Below are 17417 nucleotides of genomic sequence, written 5' to 3'. Positions count from 1 at the left end.
ACCATGTCCAATTCGTCGATCAACTTAGACGAGTTTCGCCAGCGTATCGATCAGCTTGATAGCGAGATTCTAACGCTGATCAGCGAGCGTGCTAGCTGCGCTCAGCAGGTAGCCAACGTTAAGCTGGCTGAAGACAAGGACGCGGTATTTTATCGCCCTGAGCGTGAGGCTCAGGTGCTGCGCCGCATTATGGCTTTGAACAAAGGGCCGCTCGATTCCGAAGAAATGGCGCGTCTGTTTCGCGAAATTATGTCGGCCTGTTTGGCATTAGAACAGCCGGTAAAAGTGGCGTATTTAGGTCCTGAGGGTACGTTTACACAGCAGGCGGCGCTTAAGCACTTTGGTGAAAGCGCCGTTAGCCTGCCAATGGCGGCTATCGATGAGGTGTTTCGCGAGGTAGAGGCGGGCGCCGTTCATTATGGCGTTGTGCCCGTGGAGAATTCCACTGAAGGTGTGGTTAACCACACCCTTGATACCTTTATGGACTCTTCGATCAAAATTTGTGGTGAGGTGGTGCTGCGTATTCATCATCATTTGCTGGTCAGTGAAACGACCCGCCGTGACAAAGTCTCGCGCATTTATTCACACCCGCAGTCATTCGGCCAGTGCCGTAAATGGCTGGATGCCCACTATCCTCATGCTGAGCGTGTGCCGGTGTCTTCTAATGCCGAAGCGGCAAAACTGGTGAAAACCGAGTGGCACAGCGCGGCGATTGCTGGCGATATGGCGGCGAAGCTTTATGGCCTAGAGCACATCGCCGAGAAGATTGAAGACCGCCCTGATAACTCCACGCGTTTTTTGATTATTGGTAATCAGGATGTGCCGATGGCTGGCGAGGACAAGACCTCCATTGTGGTCGCTATGCGCAACCAGCCGGGTACGTTGCACGCGCTGCTAGAGCCGTTCCATCGCCATCAAATTGACTTAACCCGCCTTGAAACGCGTCCTTCGCGTACTGGTGTTTGGAATTACGTCTTTTTCATTGATTTTAAAGGCCATCGTGATGAGCCGCGTGTTGCCGCGGTGCTTGAAGAAGTACGGCTTCGCGCGGCTGACTTGCGGGTGCTAGGTTCTTATCCCATAGGCGTGCTGTGACATTGATGGTACCGGAACATCTCCGTCAGTCTGCCTCACATGAGTCGCGGCTGTTAATTGTTGGCTTAGGGTTAATTGGCGGTTCATTGGCATCCGCACTTCGCGTGGCGGGCTTTCAGGGGCAGATAGTTGCCTGCGATCCTGACGAGCATGAGATCGCTCGCGGGATTGAAATGGGCTTGATCGATTCAGGTGGCACTTGCCTTGCTGAGCAGGTGGAAGGGGCCTCTATGATTGTGCTGGCAGTGCCGGTACTGGCCATGGAGAGCGTTATGGCTAACCTGGCCGATGCGCTGCCAAGTGCTGCCCCGAATGTCGTTATGACGGATGTCGGCAGTACTAAAGCAACCATTCGGGCCTGCGCGCAGCGTGTGTTTGGCAGAGTGCCGACTAACTTGGTGTTAGGGCATCCGATTGCAGGCTCGGAAAAAAGCGGTGTGGCAGCCGCTAATCCACAGCTATATGTGGATCATAAAGTGATCCTGACGCCAGAGCCCGACGTCGACCGCAATGCTTTGGATCGGGTTCGCAGGCTATGGCAAGACTGCGGTGCCGAGGTGTTGGAGATGGACGTTGAACGCCATGACCAGGTATTGGCGCGAACCAGCCACTTGCCGCATTTATTGGCATTTTCGCTAGTTGATACGCTTGCTCGTCAGGATGAGCGACTCGATATTTTTCGCTATGCGGCGGGTGGCTTTCGTGATTTTACGCGAATTGCGGGTAGCGATCCGGTGATGTGGCGAGACATTTTTATCGCCAATAAACATGCGGTATTGGCATCGCTAGATGATTTTGAAGCAGGGCTTGGGCGCCTTCGTCATGCGGTAGAGGCCGGTGATAGCGATGCGCTGATTGCCACCTTTGATCGCGCCAGCCATGCCCGGCGCTATTTCGACTCTTTATTGAATAAAACCAGCTATCAGGCGGAATATCATATGCAACCACAAGGTAAGGTGACCTACCGTGTGCGGCCAGGCGGCCAAGCAAAAGGGCATTTGCGCGTGCCGGGCGATAAGTCTATGTCTCATCGCTCTATAATGCTGGGTGCGCTGGCGGAAGGTGTAACGGAAGTTAAAGGCTTTTTAGAGGGCGAAGACAGCTTAGCGACGCTGCAGGCATTTCGTGAAATGGGCGTGGCGATTGAGGGGCCGCATCAGGGGAGAGTCACTATCCATGGCGTAGGTCTTCACGGTCTCAAGGCGCCTGCTGGGCCGCTCTACGTGGGTAATTCCGGCACCGCTATGCGACTGTTTTCTGGTCTGCTTGCCGGTCAGGCATTCGACAGCGAGCTAACCGGCGATGAATCGCTAACTAAGCGGCCGATGGGGCGCGTAGCCGATCCGCTGCGCCTAATGGGAGCGACGATCGATACCGCTGAGGGCGGACGTCCGCCGCTCAAAATTCACGGTGCCGCTGCGTTGAAAGGCATTCATTACGATATGCCTATGGCCAGTGCGCAGGTCAAGTCTTGCCTATTATTAGCCGGATTGTACGCACAGGGCGAAACGCGGGTGCGTGAGCCTGCCCCCACGCGTGATCACACTGAGCGCATGCTTAACGGTTTCGGCTATGCGGTTTCACGTGATGGCGATACGTGCTGGCTTCAGGGTGGTGGCAAGCTGTCCGCAGGCCCTATTGATGTGCCATCGGATATCTCTTCGGCGACGTTTTTCTTAGTCGCGGCGGCGATTACGCCAGAGGCTGATATTACCCTTGAGCACGTGGGGATCAATCCAACGCGCATAGGCGTGATTAATATCCTTACCTTAATGGGCGCTAATTTGCTGCTAGAGAACGAGCGCGAAGTGGGCGGTGAGCCGGTGGCAGATATACGTATCCGCTATGCACCGCTAAAGGGAATCGATATCCCCGTTGATCAAGTGCCGCTGGCGATTGACGAATTTCCTGCGCTGTTTATTGCCGCTGCAAATGCAGAGGGCATAACGCGGCTTAGAGGTGCAGAAGAGCTGCGCGTTAAAGAATCAGATCGTATTCAGGCAATGGCGGATGGCCTTGCTACTCTGGGCGTTCAGCACGCCGTGGTAGAAGACGGCATTGATATTACCGGTAATGGTAATGCGCAGGTCGCTAGCTATGGCGGTGGACGTATTGATAGCCTGGGTGATCATCGTATTGCTATGGCCTTTGCGATCGCTTCGCTGCGCGCTGGTGATGACATTGTCATTGAAGACTGTGCCAACGTGGCCACCTCTTTCCCGGATTTTGTTGAGTTAGCCGCGCGTATAGGCATGGGCATCAGCGTGGAGGGCGCGCATGAATGACCGTGTCCCCGTTCTGACAATTGATGGCCCCGGCGGTGCCGGTAAAGGCACTATCAGCTGTTTAGTAGCAGAGAGATTGGGCTGGCATCTGCTAGATAGCGGTGCGCTTTATCGGCTAACGGCGCAGGCGGCCATTAATCATGATGTGGCCGTAGACGATGAGATTGCTTTAGCGCGTTTAGCTGAGCAGTTGGATGTTGCGTTCCCGATTGAGGGTGGCCGGCCGCGAACAATGCTTGAAGGTGATGATGTCGGCCAAGCCATTCGCACAGAAGACGCCGGTGAGCGTGCTTCGCAGGTGGCCGCTTTGCCATTAGTGCGCCAAGCTCTATTGCAACGTCAGCGTGATTTTTGTCAAGCACCGGGGCTTGTGGCGGACGGTCGCGATATGGGTACGGTGGTCTTTCCTGATGCCCCGTTGAAGATTTTTTTAACGGCGAGCGCCGACGAACGCGCTCGCCGGCGCTATCTGCAGTTGCAGGAAGCCGGGGTGGATGCTAGTCTTCCGAGTCTTTTAAAGGAGATTCAGGCACGCGATGCACGTGATATGCAGCGCAGCGTGGCACCTCTCAAGCCGGCAGATGATGCCATAACGCTTGATACCACGCGTCTGAGCATACCGGAAGTGGTTGATCGACTGACCGAACTGCTAACCCAGCGTGGGCTTGTAAGCGGCGTGTGATTCTCCCTTGCGGCGCTTTTGGATAGGTGTCACGACGTGGCAGGGCACTAAACTCACATCGGTGAGCCCGGTCAGGTCTAACCAGCGTTAACACCCCCGAAGGCTGAGTGACATTAGGCCCGCACTTGCTGGTGGTGCGGAGAAGGCATTTATGCCTCAACAACGTAATTACGTAGGAACACCATGAGCGAAAGCTTTGCTGAGCTGTTTGAACAGTCTCTTAACGACATCAACATGGAGCCAGGCGCTATTGTCGCCGCTCAAGTTGTCGACATTGACGGTGACTGGGTTACTGTCAACGCTGGTCTGAAATCTGAAGGTCAGATCCCTGCATCACAGTTCCGCGATGAACACGGTAATCTGAACATCGCTATCGGTGACGACGTACACGTTGCACTTGAAGCCGTTGAAGATGGTTTCGGTGAGACGCGTCTGTCCCGTGAAAAAGCCAAGCGTGCAGAAGCTTGGAAGATTCTGGAAGCAGCCTTCGAGAAAGACGAAATCATCAAGGGCGTCATTAACGGTAAGGTTAAAGGCGGCTTTACGGTCGAAGTTGACTCTATCCGTGCCTTCTTGCCGGGTTCGTTGGTTGACGTTCGTCCAGTTCGCGATACTGCGCACCTGGAAAATAAAGAGCTAGACTTTAAAGTCATCAAGCTCGATCCGAAACGTAACAACGTTGTTGTATCTCGTCGTGCGGTTTTGGAAGCAGAGAACAGTGCAGAGCGCGAAGCGCTTCTGGCCACTCTGCAAGAAGGCCAGCAGATTAAAGGTATCGTTAAAAACCTGACAGACTACGGCGCTTTCGTAGACCTGGGTGGTGTTGACGGCCTGCTGCACATTACTGACATGGCGTGGAAGCGTATTAAGCATCCGTCTGAAATCGTTGCTGTTGGCGACGAGATCAACGTCAAAGTTCTGAAGTTTGACCGTGAGCGTAATCGCGTTTCACTGGGTCTGAAGCAGTTGGGCGAAGATCCGTGGGTCAATATCAAAGAGCGTTATCCGGAAAGCATGAAAGTGCACGCGGTCGTCACTAATTTGACTGACTACGGCTGCTTTGCTGAACTGGAAGAAGGCGTTGAAGGTTTAGTTCACGTTTCTGAAATGGACTGGACTAACAAAAACATCCATCCGTCTAAAGTCGTTCAAGTGGGCGATGATGTTGACGTCATGGTGTTGGATATCGACGAAGAGCGTCGTCGTATTTCTCTGGGTATCAAGCAGTGTACTGCTAACCCATGGGAAACTTTCAACACTGATTACAACAAGGGCGACCGTGTTTCAGGTACCATCAAGTCAATCACTGACTTCGGTATCTTCATCGGCCTTGAAGGTGGTATCGACGGCTTGGTTCACCTGTCTGATATTTCTTGGACTGATACTGGCGAAGAAGCCGTACGCAGCTTTAAGAAAGGCGACGAAGCTGAAGCCGTTATTCTGTCTATTGATCCAGAGCGCGAGCGTATCTCGCTGGGTATCAAGCAGATGGATTCCGACCCCGTTGCTGAGTACCTGTCAGTTAACGATAAGGGCAGCATCGTAACCGGTCGCGTCATTGAAGTTGATGCTAAAGAAGCTCAGGTTGAGCTGGCGACTGATGTTATTGCTGTGCTGAAGGCTTCTGAAATCAGTGCTGATCGCGTTGAAGATGCGCGTAATGTATTGAATGAAGGTGACAGCGTCGAAGCACGTATTGTTAGCGTTGATCGTAAGAGCCGTCAGATTAATCTGTCGGTTAAAGCGAAAGATCAAGACGATACGCGTCAGAACCTTAAGAAACTGCGTGATCAAGAGCCGGAAGCTGCAGGTGGTCCGACCACTATCGGTGATCTAATCAAGCAGCAAATGGGCCAAGACTAATAGTATATTAGTTATTGGTTTGTAAAAGCGCCGCCCATTAGGGCGGCGCTTGTGTTTGTAATAGATGAATAGTCGGGCTTTCATATTGATTGAAGCTGGTTAGGGTTCAAGCTGATTAAAATGCTATAAGTTTTAAAAACGAATAGTAATTGAGTAAAAATCAACTAGACTGTTGTCAGTTACCTGATTTACAGGAATAATGTCCTAGCATTCTGAACTAGTGGGTGCCAGTGTTGTAAAGTCTGCACCTAAGCCAGTTGGACCCTGTTCAGTTGGACCCTGTTCAGTTGGATATGATACTAAAGGAACCCCGATGTCATTACTTAACGAATATATTCAAAAAGAACAACAGCTAAAACAGCTGCAAGAAGACCTTCAGCGTCTAGAGGGTGATCAGCGGCTAAAAAGCGAATTAGAGTTCAAAGCTAAACTTGAAGCTCTGATGACAGAATTTGGGAAGCGTCCTGGCGACGTTATTGCATTATTAGATCCTGCTGCTGAGCAACGTAGTGGTGCTAAAGTCACCGCAAGTGGCAATGCGCGTCGCAAGCGTCGTCTTAAAATTTATAAAAACCCTAAAACGGGCGAAGTGATCGAAACGCGTGGCGGCAATCATAAAGGTCTGCGTAGCTGGAAAGATGAGCATGGCGATGAAGCCGTTGAATCTTGGCTGGTACGCATGGAAGACTAAGTTATTTAGTCACCGGCATTTCTTTATAGAAATGCCGGTTTTTTATTGGCAACATGCATGTTTATGCTTCAACCTCGTAAGACTTATCTTAATCGCGTGTTAACTGTCTGCATCCAGCACGTATGGCTCAGGGCCAGCTATGCTGCCTGTACCTCAAGTAGCTGCTTGTCAGTCTCTATGCAGAATGTTCTCCCGTAAGGCTCTTGGGGAGCGCCGAAGGCTTTGTTGCTTTGTGCACGAGTGATCTATGGCATGCTAAGGCACACAGCCGGTGCGAGTAATGACTGGGTCTGAACTGTTTTTGACACCGCTTGAACTATGCAAAATAAGCATGGTCTTTGTCCCTACGGCGTAACTCATTTACGCTATATTAATGAGGTAAATAACAGCAATATGGCGGTATGCGATAGCTGTATTTATCTTTTCTGTAGAGTACTTTGCTAGTGGTCGTTCTTATCGCTTTGGAAAATATGGCGATCATATCGTCATCCAGGCAAGTAGATGGTAATTAAATATTGCCTAATCGTTTCATGTGTTTGATATCTGCTTTAGAGAAAATGCTGCGTTGGTAGTCATATCAATCATTTCAAGCAAGGTGTAAATGAAACATCGATGAAATATCAAAAGGTTCAAAAGCAGTTAGATGAGCGCGATAAGCTGCGTAAATTTCGTGAATTAGACGATGCTTTTGCGCAAGCATTGCGCCAGTTAGATGACCCCGATAGTGATTTCGATATTCCTACGGGGCCGCCGGTAAGATCACTTGCAACGCTCGAACAAGATGACTTGGACGCGAAGCAGGAAGAGCAACAGCATGAGCAGGGGCGTATTTTTCAGCAGCGCTTTGAAGCATTGTTAAGCGAGTATGATTTTACGCATTATGATTTAGCAGAACTGTCTGAGACGCTACTTTCTCATGGATTGTGGCAATTAGACACGGTGCCTGGCGGCGAGCAGTCTTAAAAGCGTGTGTAAATATACTTTTCACTACCGGTAGCGATAAACGCGTATGCTCGGTAGAAACATTTCCTGTTCTATTTTCTCATCACGCCGTCGAGCGCGAGTACGGGTCGTGGGAGGTTGTAGCGCAGGCAGATTAATGTGTGGCAGCCGCTGGTTGTTATCGGGTACAAATATGGGCATAGCAGCATTTAATGCTCGTCTTGAGTGTCCATCTGCAAGCGGTTCGGTAAAAAATAAATTTGCACGCATCAGCGGTGCCTGTGTTTGTACCTGAGCAAGGATTTCACCGCTTGGGATGCCCGCTAGTTGACGCAATTGGATGCGGATATGAGAGGCATCGGTATCTAGCTGTAATAGCTTATGTTCCGCTTCTTGTACCGTTAGCCGCTTAATGGAACGGCCGCTGCTATACCACGCAAAACGAACGCGTGAAATAGGTGCCTGTGCGATAGGTAGCTGCCGCCAACTTTGCTTAAGATGCAAGCGTGCTAGCCCGTTGCGTTGAAGCACCGCATCAACATGCGGGTGGCGCTTAGGTAGGTGGTTTTTAGCATCACTGAGAGACTGTGGGTGAGCTTCTTTCGTGCGCTGTAGCAGTTCGCTAAATACTTTTTTAGCTTGATTAATAGCGCCTATCGCGGCAAGCAGTTCATCGTTCGCTGCCACTATAGCAATGTAATTGCGTGTTTCACGGCCATCTGTAAACGCGCCACTAACCACATCTTCTCAAGCGGAGTTTTGCTGACCACACTGAGGTTTCTTCATCCAGGAGATCCTCATGATCCAAGAACTCAACTCCATGCAGGCGTTTTGGCTCGGGCATCTGTATCACGCCTCGGTGCGCGAGATTCCCCTCAGCGAATACGCCTCGCAACAAGAACTTACCTTAGCCGATCTACTGCTCTGGGAAAAACGTTTGAACGTTCGCGGCTTACCGGTGCCACCCCGTCATCGTCCTGCCCGCTTTGTAAAAGTGGCGGTGGCGCCATGATCCGTCCGAGCACTCACCTGACCGTATACCTTTGTCGCGAATCGGTGGACATGCGCAAACAGATCGACGGGCTGGCCTTGTTGGTTCAGGAGGCCATGGAGCTGAACCCGTTTGATAAGGCGTTGTTTGTCTTTGGCAATCGCCAGCGGGATAAAATCAAACTACTGTTCTGGGAGCGTAACGGCTTTGTCGTCTGGTATAAGCGCCTGGAGCGTGAGCGATTCAAGTGGCCAACGCACCTGGACGGTGACGCCGTGACCTTAAGTGGCCAGGAACTGAACTGGCTGCTAGACGGCTATGACCTGAAGGCCATGCAGCCTCATAAAGCATTGAATTTTAAGTGTGTTGGCTGATTTTTTTGCTCCGCTTTTTAATGGTTTTTTGATACACTTCAAGGCATGAAAAGCACCACGCCCCCCGCCCAGGACATCTCCCAACTGCAGCGCCAGGTCAAAGCGCAGCAGCAAGAGATTGCGCAACTTCATCGCCTGATGGAGAAAAAAGAGGCGCAGTGGGAAGCCACCAAACAGTCACTTTATGAGCAGTTCCGCCTGGCATTAGAACGCCAGTTTGGCCCTTCCACGGAAAAGTACGGCATCAAGCAGGGCGATCTGCTGATTAATGAGGCCGAACTCATCGTCGATGACGACGAAGGTGCCGCAGATGAGGCGCCCGCTGACGTCGCCGATGGCGACGCTTCTGCAACGCCGCCTGATAATGTCGCACCTTCGGCCAACAAGCGTACCCGCGGCGGACGCGTCGCCTTGCCGCCTGAACTGCCTCGTGTCGAGGTGGTGCATACGCTGGACGCTACCGAGCGTTGTTGTGCCGAAGACGGCACCGAGCTTAAGGTCATCGGTGAAGAGGTCAGTGAAGAACTTCATGTTGTGCCCGCACGGGTAGAAGTGATCCGTCATGTGAGGCGTAAATACGCCTGCCCAATCTGCGAAGGAAACGTCAAGACCGCCCCGGCACCGGCCAAGCTGCTGCCCAAGAGCAATGCCAGTGCCACCTTACTGGCCTATGTCGCTACCGCGAAGTACCAGGATGCCTTGCCGCTTTACCGGCAGAGCCAGATCTTTACCCGCCACGGTGCCCATCTGCCTCGAAATACACTGGCACGCTGGATGGTGCAGACCGGTGAGCGCCTCTTGCCGCTGATCGAGACGCTGCGTAAGCAACTGCTAAACGCCCCGCTGATCCACATGGATGAGACCACCCTGCAGGTTAATCAGGAAGAAGGCCGCAAGGCCAGCGCCACCTCGTACATGTGGGTGCAGCGCGGTGGTCCGCCGGGTCAACAGGTCGTGTTGTTCGACTATGACCCCAGTCGTGCCGGGCGTGTGCCCCTACGCTTGTTGGGCGATTACAGTGGCTGCCTGCTCACCGATGGTTATGAAGGCTATGCCGAGGTCGTGCGGCGTAATGACATCACCCATGCTGGATGTTGGGCGCATGCTCGCCGCAAGTTCATCGAGGCTCAGAAAGCGCAGCCGAAAAATAAAACCGGCAAGGCCGGATGGGCGCTGAACCAGATCAGCAAGCTCTATGGCGTTGAAAAACAGGCCAGAGCGCTGGCACCTGCAGCACGCCAGGCGTTACGCGATCAAAAGAGCCGCCCACTGATCACTCAACTGCGCACCTGGCTCGACAAGTCCCAGGCGCAGGTGCTACCCAAAAGCACGCTAGGGAAAGCCCTGCACTATCTGGATGGCCAGTGGCCACGCCTGACCCGCTTCCTTGACGACGGGTGCATCCCGCTGGATAACAATCCGGCCGAAAACGCCATCCGTCCCTTCGTGGTTGGCCGTAAGAACTGGCTGTTCAGCCACACGCCAAGCGGAGCGCAAGCAAGCGCGGCAATCTACAGCCTGATCGAAACGGCCAAAGCCAACGGCCTGTCGCCTTACGGCTACCTGCAGCACGTCTTCGAAACGCTGCCGACGCTGAACGAAGACGATCTCAGTGCACTGTTGCCCTGGCACTGGAAAGAAACCTTACCTACCTGAGAAATGCTTAGCTAGATGTGGTTAGTGGCGCGCTTACGGCCATCTTGATCCTGCTCATGCCACATATCGAACAGTGCTTCCCGCAGCCAGTGATGCGAAGGCGTCGTTTGATGAAAGACCCAGGTCGCCGGTGATTGTTGCTCGTATAGCGAGGCAGCGGTATCTATGGTGGCGAGCAAATAGTCAAACTGCTGCTCTAGTTTGAGCAGCAGTTGATAGGCGGCGGGCGACGATGATCCTGGTTTATTGGTAGTCATGTTTAGTCACGTGGCTCGCTAAGGCCGCTTTGATTGACGTTTTTGTCTAAGAAAGGGGCGCATCTTTATCCGCTTGCGCTAACAGTGTTTCGATATCAGCTTCATCCATCGCCGATTCACCTGATATACGGTGTGATTCGTCGGCCCAGGCGCCTAAATCTAACAGCTGACAGCGCTTGCTGCAGAAAGGGCGATACGTACTTTCTGGTAGCCACTGAACGGGCTTGGCGCACTGTGGGCAGTTAACCTCGAGTGGGGAATCATTTGCAGGGCTAGCCATAAAAACTCCGTTTGCGGTAACAAATGCGATGGATCAGCAGTTAAGCAGCTGTCGGTAGGATGCATCAAGTCGTGCCACTTGCTTTCTCATGCTCGCGTGGTCACCACTGTTATCAATCACATCATCTGCCTTTGCCAGCCGTTGGTCGCGTGTAAGTTGGGCCGCGAGAATAGCACGCACCTGGCTTTCACTCACCCCATCTCGCATTAGCGTCCTGGATAGTTGCAGCGCTTGGGGCACATCAACAACGATGCAGCGGCCGACCAGCTCGCTTTGACCCGATTCAAACAGTAGCGGTGACACTAGCAGAACATACGGCGCGCCCTGGGATTTAAGCCGCTTCAAGTGCTCTAGAATACGCTCGCGTATTTTGGGGTGCGTGACTGATTCTAGCCACTGTCGTTGTTCTGGGTCTTTAAATACAATGTCACGTAAAACGGCGCGATTGAGCGTGCCATCATCTTGGCAAATGATACGATCACCAAAGCGATTTTTAATAGCGATCAGCGCGGGCTCCCCGGCGGCAACGACTTCTCTAGCAACATCGTCGGCATCAATCCAGGCGGCGCCAAACGTTTCGAAGGCACGAGCAACGGTAGACTTACCTGATCCAATCCCCCCGGTTAATCCGATAATCATTAGTGCCTCATATAGTGAAGTGTCAAATGGCTAAGTTTTAAATGACTAAGTGTTAAATAATCATACTGACATATAGCGACATAAGCTCATCACCGACTAACAATGCTACCCAGCCCGCGAGCGCTAGGAATGGGCCGAAGGGGAGTGGCTTCCCACGCAGATGTGGCAAACAGGCTTGTGCAATGAGCCCTACAACAGCTCCAAGCCCTGCGGAAAGGATTAGCAATAGTGGTAAAAAGCTCCATCCCAGCCAAGCGCCAAGTGCCGCGAGTAGTTTGAAGTCGCCAAAGCCCATACCTTCTTTACCAGTGATCAGTTTGAATAGCCAATAAAAGCTCCACAGGATTAAGTAACCTGCCATTGCGCCAATGATGGCATTCGAGAGCATAAAGGGTTGGAAGATGAGCTGGAACAGCAAACCTGCCCATAGTAAGGGGATGGTGATTACATCGGGTAATAGCTGAGTGCGAAAGTCGATCACGGCGAGCGCCAGCAGCATCAGGCAGGCGGCATAGATAAATGCTGATTGTGCGTTTAGTCCGTGAAGCGATAACACGGCTATGGCTAGCAGGCCGCCGGCTATTTCCACTAAGGGATATTGTAAGCTAATGCCGATTTTACATTCGGCGCAGCGCCCACGACGCTTTATCCAGCTGATAATAGGCAGATTGTCGTGCCAAGCAATAGGGGTTTCACAGCGTGGACACATAGAGCCAGGTGTTGCTAAGTTAAAGCGCGTTGATTGTTCTTCCTCTAGTTCAAGAGCTGCACGAGCCTCGCTGCGCCAATGGCGCATTAATATTACTGGCAGGCGTGTAATCACGACGTTGAGAAAACTACCCAAGCACAGCCCAACCATTAAAGTCAGTAGCCATACAATAAGTGAAGGATGGTACATGTCGCTCCTTAGCATTTTGAAATGATAGAAACATTAGAGAGCAGAGCCCAACTCGAAGATAGGTAAATACATCGAGACCACAACGCCACCTACCACAACACCTAATATAACAATGATAATGGGCTCCATGAGCGATGTTAGCGCATCGACTTTATTATCTACTTCTTCTTCATAATAATCGGCGATGCGATTAAGCATGGCGTCTAATGAGCCAGCCTCTTCCCCGACCCCTACCATTTGAATAGCAATAGATGGAAAGCAGTTTGTCATGCGCATAGAGAAATGTAACGGATGCCCGGTGGCGACATCCCGACGTGTTTGTAGCACCGCACGCTCATACACCTTACTGCCTGTGGCTCCGGCGCTTATATCTAGACCCTCGACCAGGGGGATGCCAGACGCGAACGTCGTTGCTAAAGTGCGTGAAAAGCGCGCCAGAGCGGATTTATGTGCAATATCGCCTATCACGGGTAAGTGAAGCAGCACTGTATGCATGCGATAGGTAACTCTTGGGGAACGCTGAATGCTTATTTTGAGTAGCAGTACAGCGATACCCGTTACGGCCAGCACTGCGAGCCAGTAGCGCTGAGCAAGCTCGGACAAATTCACTGTCATCTGCGTTAGTGCCGGTAGCTCCGCGCCAAAATTCTGAAACATAGCCTCGAACTCGGGCACAACTTTAATTAACAGCAGCATGGTCACTGCAGTGCCAATCGTCAAAACAGTGCAGGGATACCACAGCGCTTTTTTAACACGCGCTTTCAACGACGCCACTTTTTCCTTATAGGTGGCAACACGATCGAGCATTTGATCCAGCGCACCAGATTGTTCACCTGCATTTATTAAGTTAACAAACAGCCGATCAAAGTGTTTTGGATGATGGGCTAAGGCGTCAGAAAAGCTAGAGCCTGACGAAATATCAATCATCAGCCGTTGCATGACGGCCACCATAACAGGTTTCTTCAAGCTTTCAGTGACCACTTGAAGCGCTTGCAGTAAGGGAATGCCCGCTCGAATCATTGTTGCCATCTGGCGAGCAAATAGCGTGATGTCACTAGCGTTAATGCGGCTACTGCCGACTACGTTGCTTTTCTTGCTGATGCGCCTGATAACGATATCTTGCTTGCGCAATGCTGCGGCTATTTCAGCCTTATTGCGTCCTATCATTTCACCACTTAATGACCTATCTTGAGGCCCTTTGCCGATCCATTTCCAGCGCGAAAGCTTAATGGCACGAGTTGGGCGCAGGTGTGTCGTGTTGGCCATGCCTTACTCCTTGCTCACTCGGTGGATCTCTTCAAGGCTAGTAACACCCTGCATTACTTTTAATAAGCCGTTGCGATGAAGGCTGAGAAAGCCTTCTCGACGGGCCTGTTGATCGATATCCAGCGCGTTAGCATCACGCAGTATTAGCTGGCGAATGGCATCGGTGATAGGCACCACTTCATAAAGTCCGATACGACCTTTATAACCTTGCGTGCAGTGGCTGCAGCTGGCAGCTTTGTAGATAGTCGAGTGAAGAATTTCGTCATCACAGAAGCCTTGTTTACGTAATATTTCATGAGGAATTTCCGCAGGCTCTTTGCAATGTGGGCAAAGTTTGCGCGCCAAGCGCTGGGCAAGGATGAGTTTCACGGCGCTAGCGATGTTAAATGATGAAATGCCCATTTGAGCAAGGCGGGTGAGCGTTTCAGCAGCTGAGTTAGTGTGTACAGTCGAGAGCACCAAGTGGCCTGTCTGCGCTGCTTTGACAGCAATATCAGCTGTTTCAAGATCTCGAATTTCACCGACCATGATTACGTCCGGATCTTGGCGCAAAAATGCCCGTAGGGAGCTTGCAAAATCAAGGCCTATTTTTGGTAGCACGCTTACCTGGTTGATACCGGGCACCTTGATTTCAACAGGGTCTTCTGCGGTACAAATATTGCGCTCAACTTTATTGAGAATATTAATACCGGTATAGAGCGAAACGGTTTTACCACTACCGGTAGGCCCTGTTACTAGGATCATTCCTTGAGGCTGACTTAACGCTTGCTGATAGTGATCACGCTGTTCATCGGTAAAGCCTAGCTGTTCGATGCTTAGCTGGGCGGTGTTGGGATCTAGAATTCGAAGCACTATCTTTTCACCATAAACCGTTGGCAGCGAATTAATCCTGAAGTCGAGAGCGCGCGTGCGCGACATATTGAGTTTTAGTGAGCCGTCCTGCGGCAGCCGTCGTTCTGAGATGTCTAAGCGCGCCATGACTTTTAAACGAGCAGCAATCCTTTTGCACAATGCTAGCGGAGGCTGTGCAACTTCAACGAGCAGTCCGTCTATGCGAAAGCGTACGCGATAAAGTGTTTCATAGGGCTCAAAATGAATGTCGGACGCGCCACGACGAACCGCATCCGACACGATGTTATTAACAAATCTTACGACGGGCGCATCATCACTGTCCTGAAAGGACTTTTCTAGGGGCCTTGCGTGATCCATGTGCTGCCTAGCCAATGTGTTTAAGTCGTTAATAGCTGCATCAATAGTATCCAGTTTATTTAGCGTGTCATCTTCATGCTCATCTAAACAAAAATAGCGATTAAGAGATGCAGAGATTTGATCTGCAGGTGCGAGTATGCATTCAACATTAAGTCCCGTGGCTATTTGCAGTTCATCCAGCGTTGTCAATGTCAATGGATAAGCGACCGCCACGATTAAATGATGGCCATGGCGCGACAATGGCAAAGCTTGAAGGCGCTGCAGTAGCTTAGCTGGGTATTCAGATGGTGGTGGTAAGCTATTAATATTAACGTCATCAAGATTGATGATAGGAAGCCTATGCTCATAGCCCACTATTACCGCTGCTTCGACAGTTTTAACCAGCCCGCTATCAATAACATGCTGAAAATAAAATATTTTTAGATTGTTTTCCTCTATTTCCACCGCGTCTGCTTGTGATTCCGTCAATAGCCCATGATGGACAAGGCGGCGTTTAGTATTAAAAGCGTCAGCGTTAGGCATAGGATGGCTTACCGTAGGCTTAATATAGGACTGACTCATCTGAAGACCTATGTTAGATAGGCATAAACGAATGCTTGTATCTTTATTGGGCAGCTTAGTCTGCCAGCTTAGCGCGATTTTTGATGATAATAATAGGGTGGTTTTAAATTAATTATCAGTTGTTTCTAGCTTGTAATATTAAATAAAGTGAGCTATTTTTAATTTTTATAATTCATTATAATTAGCTTTATATTTAATTTTATTGAGAAATATCAGGAGCTTAACTGTGCCATTATCATTAAGAGAAATGCGTGTACTCCGGTGCAGTAATCAGCGCGGCTTCACGCTGATCGAACTGATGATCGTTGTGGCTATTATTGGGGTTTTGGCGTCCTTCGCGGTGCCCCAGTATCAGAACTATGTAGGGCGTGCGCAGGTGGGTGAGGCCTTGAGTTTAATGTCGCCTGTAAAAGCAGCTATTTCTGAGTACCATATAACGCACGGTGCATTTCCTGATGATAATGAGCAAGCAGGGCTCTCTGCGCCAGACCAGCTCTCGGGCAGGTATGTTGCAAGTATTGATGTTTCTCCAGGTGAGTCGGGCGTAACAGTAATCACAATGCAAGATACGTCGGTTGTTAGTGATTTAGCAGGTGGCACGCTAGTTTTTGATCCTAATGGGGAAGGTGGTGAGGGTATTAATTGGGAGTGCAGAGTGGGTGGTGACAACGAGATCGATCCTAAATTTTTGCCTTCTGAATGTCGTTGAATTTTTGAATGAAGGATTAACAACAATGGGTATAACGTTACGCTCAGATAAGAGGGGCTAGTCCGCGCTAAATATATTCATTAAAAGCTAATGCGACTCGAAAATTATCCCTTGTCAGCTTATGGTGTGTAGTTATATCCATTAGTCATCCTAAATAGGAGATTCAATGACTGACCACACGCTATCGTCGCGGCTCAAAATCGCCATTTCCATTGCTGAAGAAGCAGGCCAGATGATTGTTCGCGCTCGTGAGCAACAAGGTTTTTCACGGCGGATGAAAAAAGACAATGAACTGGTAACGGATGTTGATGTTGCCGTTGATCAACTTATTAGTAAGCGGTTAGAGGAGCACTTTCCAAGCGAAGCACGAATGAGTGAAGAACTCGCTCCAGAAAGCGCTGTGCATGTGGAAGCATCACATCTTTGGGTTGTTGACCCTATCGATGGCACGGTCAATTTCTCGCAGGGATTGCGTCACGTCGCCGTATCGATAGGATGGCTGGAAGAGGGTATTGCCAAAGTGGGCGTTGTTCATGCGCCATTTTTAGGCGAAACCTTTAGTGCTGTGGAAGGTGGAGGGGCTTTTTGTAATGGTCAACCCATTCAGCCGAGCAATGCAGATTCGCTGATGCATAGCTTGGTGGGTACAGGCTTTCCGTATCGTCATGAATCGCGTAAACAGCTGCTAAAACGTTTAGAAGCAGTATTAATGCACTGCCAAGATCTTCGTCGCAATGGCGCGGCCGCGCTAGATTTATGCGATGTTGCCTGTGGACGCTTAGATGCCTATTACGAAAGTGTTTCGCCCTGGGATTTTGTTGCAGGATGGGTAATAGCACGAGAGGCGGGCGCACGAGTAGGGCACTTATACGAAGTGCCGTCAGCGGTGCCAGCTGATCTCTACTCAGAGCATTTGCTCGTGGCTGCGCCTGGTGTGTATGACGCCATGGCGTATCTTCTGCTTGAAGCTGATCAACGCGAGTGAAGAGGGTATGAAAGGTAACAGTGGGGCGTGACAA

18 protein-coding genes are annotated in these 17417 nt (G+C 50.8%); 11 read left to right on the top strand and 7 right to left on the bottom strand.

All coding sequences use genetic code 11. The features are described 5' to 3' along the window. Positions 1-3: 3 nt before the first annotated feature. The 6 genes from pheA to CIK78_RS11650 all read left to right on the top strand — a co-directional run bounded on the left by pheA (position 4) and on the right by CIK78_RS11650 (position 7579). A complete protein-coding gene (pheA, locus tag CIK78_RS11675; RefSeq protein WP_096280211.1) occupies positions 4-1095 on the top strand; it encodes a prephenate dehydratase in 1092 nt (363 codons plus the stop codon). A 5-nt stretch (positions 1096-1100) separates the two neighbouring features. After that, positions 1101-3380, top strand: coding sequence for a bifunctional prephenate dehydrogenase/3-phosphoshikimate 1-carboxyvinyltransferase (locus CIK78_RS11670; RefSeq protein WP_096282363.1), 2280 nt, complete (start codon positions 1101-1103; stop codon positions 3378-3380). Beyond that, positions 3373-4062, top strand: coding sequence for a (d)CMP kinase (cmk, locus tag CIK78_RS11665; RefSeq protein WP_096280209.1), 690 nt, complete (start codon positions 3373-3375; stop codon positions 4060-4062). The genes CIK78_RS11670 and cmk overlap by 8 nt, the downstream gene beginning before the upstream one ends. 183 nt (positions 4063-4245) lie before the next feature. Continuing rightward, on the top strand, positions 4246-5925 hold the full coding sequence (gene rpsA, locus CIK78_RS11660) for a 30S ribosomal protein S1 (protein ID WP_096280207.1): 1680 nt from the start codon (positions 4246-4248) through the stop codon (positions 5923-5925). Positions 5926-6238: 313 nt separating this feature from the next. Further along, the gene (locus CIK78_RS11655) at positions 6239-6616 is read left to right on the top strand and encodes a histone-like nucleoid-structuring protein, MvaT/MvaU family (protein WP_096280205.1); all 378 of its coding nucleotides are present in this window, start codon (positions 6239-6241) and stop codon (positions 6614-6616) included. Positions 6617-7228: 612 nt separating this feature from the next. Next, a complete protein-coding gene (locus CIK78_RS11650; protein WP_096280203.1) occupies positions 7229-7579 on the top strand; it encodes a hypothetical protein in 351 nt (116 codons plus the stop codon). 24 nt (positions 7580-7603) lie between these two features. Here the strand turns inward: CIK78_RS11650 and CIK78_RS11645 are convergent, their stop codons facing one another. Beyond that, positions 7604-8299: a DNA replication terminus site-binding protein gene (locus CIK78_RS11645; RefSeq protein ID WP_255249101.1), complete on the bottom strand. Its 696-nt coding sequence runs from the start codon at positions 8297-8299 to the stop codon at positions 7604-7606. A 58-nt stretch (positions 8300-8357) separates the two neighbouring features. Between CIK78_RS11645 and CIK78_RS11640 the strand changes: the two genes are divergently transcribed. Genes CIK78_RS11640 through CIK78_RS11630 form a run of 3 tightly spaced genes read left to right on the top strand, consistent with a single transcriptional unit; the run spans position 8358 to position 10579 of the window. After that, entirely contained in the window at positions 8358-8570 is a 213-nt protein-coding gene (locus CIK78_RS11640; protein WP_096276657.1) for a hypothetical protein, read from the top strand. After that, positions 8567-8923, top strand: coding sequence for an IS66 family insertion sequence element accessory protein TnpB (tnpB, locus tag CIK78_RS11635; RefSeq protein WP_096276659.1), 357 nt, complete (start codon positions 8567-8569; stop codon positions 8921-8923). The genes CIK78_RS11640 and tnpB overlap by 4 nt, the downstream gene beginning before the upstream one ends. Positions 8924-8968: 45 nt before the next feature. Then, positions 8969-10579, top strand: coding sequence for an IS66 family transposase (locus tag CIK78_RS11630; RefSeq protein WP_096276661.1), 1611 nt, complete (start codon positions 8969-8971; stop codon positions 10577-10579). 11 nt (positions 10580-10590) lie between these two features. Here CIK78_RS11630 and CIK78_RS11625 read toward each other — a convergent pair whose 3' ends face one another. Genes CIK78_RS11625 through pilB form a run of 6 tightly spaced genes read right to left on the bottom strand, consistent with a single transcriptional unit; the run spans position 10591 to position 15689 of the window. Then, on the bottom strand, positions 10591-10836 hold the full coding sequence (locus tag CIK78_RS11625; RefSeq protein WP_225734410.1) for a hypothetical protein: 246 nt from the start codon (positions 10834-10836) through the stop codon (positions 10591-10593). Between the two features lie 46 nt (positions 10837-10882). Then, a complete protein-coding gene (yacG, locus tag CIK78_RS11620; RefSeq protein ID WP_096280201.1) occupies positions 10883-11116 on the bottom strand; it encodes a DNA gyrase inhibitor YacG in 234 nt (77 codons plus the stop codon). A gap of 33 nt (positions 11117-11149) precedes the next feature. Next, entirely contained in the window at positions 11150-11755 is a 606-nt protein-coding gene (gene coaE, locus CIK78_RS11615) for a dephospho-CoA kinase (protein WP_096280199.1), read from the bottom strand. 52 nt (positions 11756-11807) lie between these two features. Beyond that, entirely contained in the window at positions 11808-12653 is an 846-nt protein-coding gene (locus CIK78_RS11610) for an A24 family peptidase (RefSeq protein WP_096280197.1), read from the bottom strand. A 33-nt stretch (positions 12654-12686) separates the two neighbouring features. Further along, positions 12687-13919, bottom strand: a complete 1233-nt coding sequence (locus tag CIK78_RS11605) for a type II secretion system F family protein (protein WP_096280195.1) — start codon at positions 13917-13919, stop codon at positions 12687-12689. Between the two features lie 3 nt (positions 13920-13922). Next, the gene (gene pilB / locus CIK78_RS11600; protein WP_096280193.1) at positions 13923-15689 is read right to left on the bottom strand and encodes a type IV-A pilus assembly ATPase PilB; all 1767 of its coding nucleotides are present in this window, start codon (positions 15687-15689) and stop codon (positions 13923-13925) included. Positions 15690-15915: 226 nt separating this feature from the next. On the opposite strand from pilB, the gene CIK78_RS11595 reads away from it, so the two are divergent. After that, entirely contained in the window at positions 15916-16398 is a 483-nt protein-coding gene (locus tag CIK78_RS11595; RefSeq protein ID WP_217990285.1) for a pilin, read from the top strand. 166 nt (positions 16399-16564) lie between these two features. Then, entirely contained in the window at positions 16565-17383 is an 819-nt protein-coding gene (locus CIK78_RS11590) for an inositol monophosphatase family protein (protein WP_096280189.1), read from the top strand. The last annotated feature ends 34 nt before the right edge of the window (positions 17384-17417 follow it).

Origin of the sequence: Halomonas sp. JB37 (assembly GCF_002332255.1) — a bacterium.
Lineage (GTDB): Bacteria > Pseudomonadota > Gammaproteobacteria > Pseudomonadales > Halomonadaceae > Vreelandella > Vreelandella casei.
The sequence above is the reverse complement of the archived record's forward strand: the minus strand, read 5'-3'. Positions and strand labels throughout refer to the sequence as shown.

Bases quoted from the DNA above. Each gene is read 5' to 3' on its own strand.
- CIK78_RS11590 (WP_096280189.1), top strand. From the start codon at position 16,565: ATGACTGACCACACGCTATCGTCGCGGCTCAAAATCGCCATTTCCATT.
- pilB (WP_096280193.1), bottom strand. From the start codon at position 15,689: ATGAGTCAGTCCTATATTAAGCCTACGGTAAGCCATCCTATGCCTAAC.
- CIK78_RS11670 (WP_096282363.1), top strand. From the start codon at position 1,101: ATGGTACCGGAACATCTCCGTCAGTCTGCCTCACATGAGTCGCGGCTG.
- CIK78_RS11640 (WP_096276657.1), top strand. From the start codon at position 8,358: ATGATCCAAGAACTCAACTCCATGCAGGCGTTTTGGCTCGGGCATCTG.
- yacG (WP_096280201.1), bottom strand. From the start codon at position 11,116: ATGGCTAGCCCTGCAAATGATTCCCCACTCGAGGTTAACTGCCCACAG.
- rpsA (WP_096280207.1), top strand. From the start codon at position 4,246: ATGAGCGAAAGCTTTGCTGAGCTGTTTGAACAGTCTCTTAACGACATC.
- pheA (WP_096280211.1), top strand. From the start codon at position 4: ATGTCCAATTCGTCGATCAACTTAGACGAGTTTCGCCAGCGTATCGAT.
- CIK78_RS11625 (WP_225734410.1), bottom strand. From the start codon at position 10,836: ATGACTACCAATAAACCAGGATCATCGTCGCCCGCCGCCTATCAACTG.
- cmk (WP_096280209.1), top strand. From the start codon at position 3,373: ATGAATGACCGTGTCCCCGTTCTGACAATTGATGGCCCCGGCGGTGCC.
- CIK78_RS11605 (WP_096280195.1), bottom strand. From the start codon at position 13,919: ATGGCCAACACGACACACCTGCGCCCAACTCGTGCCATTAAGCTTTCG.
- coaE (WP_096280199.1), bottom strand. From the start codon at position 11,755: ATGATTATCGGATTAACCGGGGGGATTGGATCAGGTAAGTCTACCGTT.
- tnpB (WP_096276659.1), top strand. From the start codon at position 8,567: ATGATCCGTCCGAGCACTCACCTGACCGTATACCTTTGTCGCGAATCG.
- CIK78_RS11650 (WP_096280203.1), top strand. From the start codon at position 7,229: ATGAAATATCAAAAGGTTCAAAAGCAGTTAGATGAGCGCGATAAGCTG.
- CIK78_RS11655 (WP_096280205.1), top strand. From the start codon at position 6,239: ATGTCATTACTTAACGAATATATTCAAAAAGAACAACAGCTAAAACAG.
- CIK78_RS11630 (WP_096276661.1), top strand. From the start codon at position 8,969: ATGAAAAGCACCACGCCCCCCGCCCAGGACATCTCCCAACTGCAGCGC.
- CIK78_RS11610 (WP_096280197.1), bottom strand. From the start codon at position 12,653: ATGTACCATCCTTCACTTATTGTATGGCTACTGACTTTAATGGTTGGG.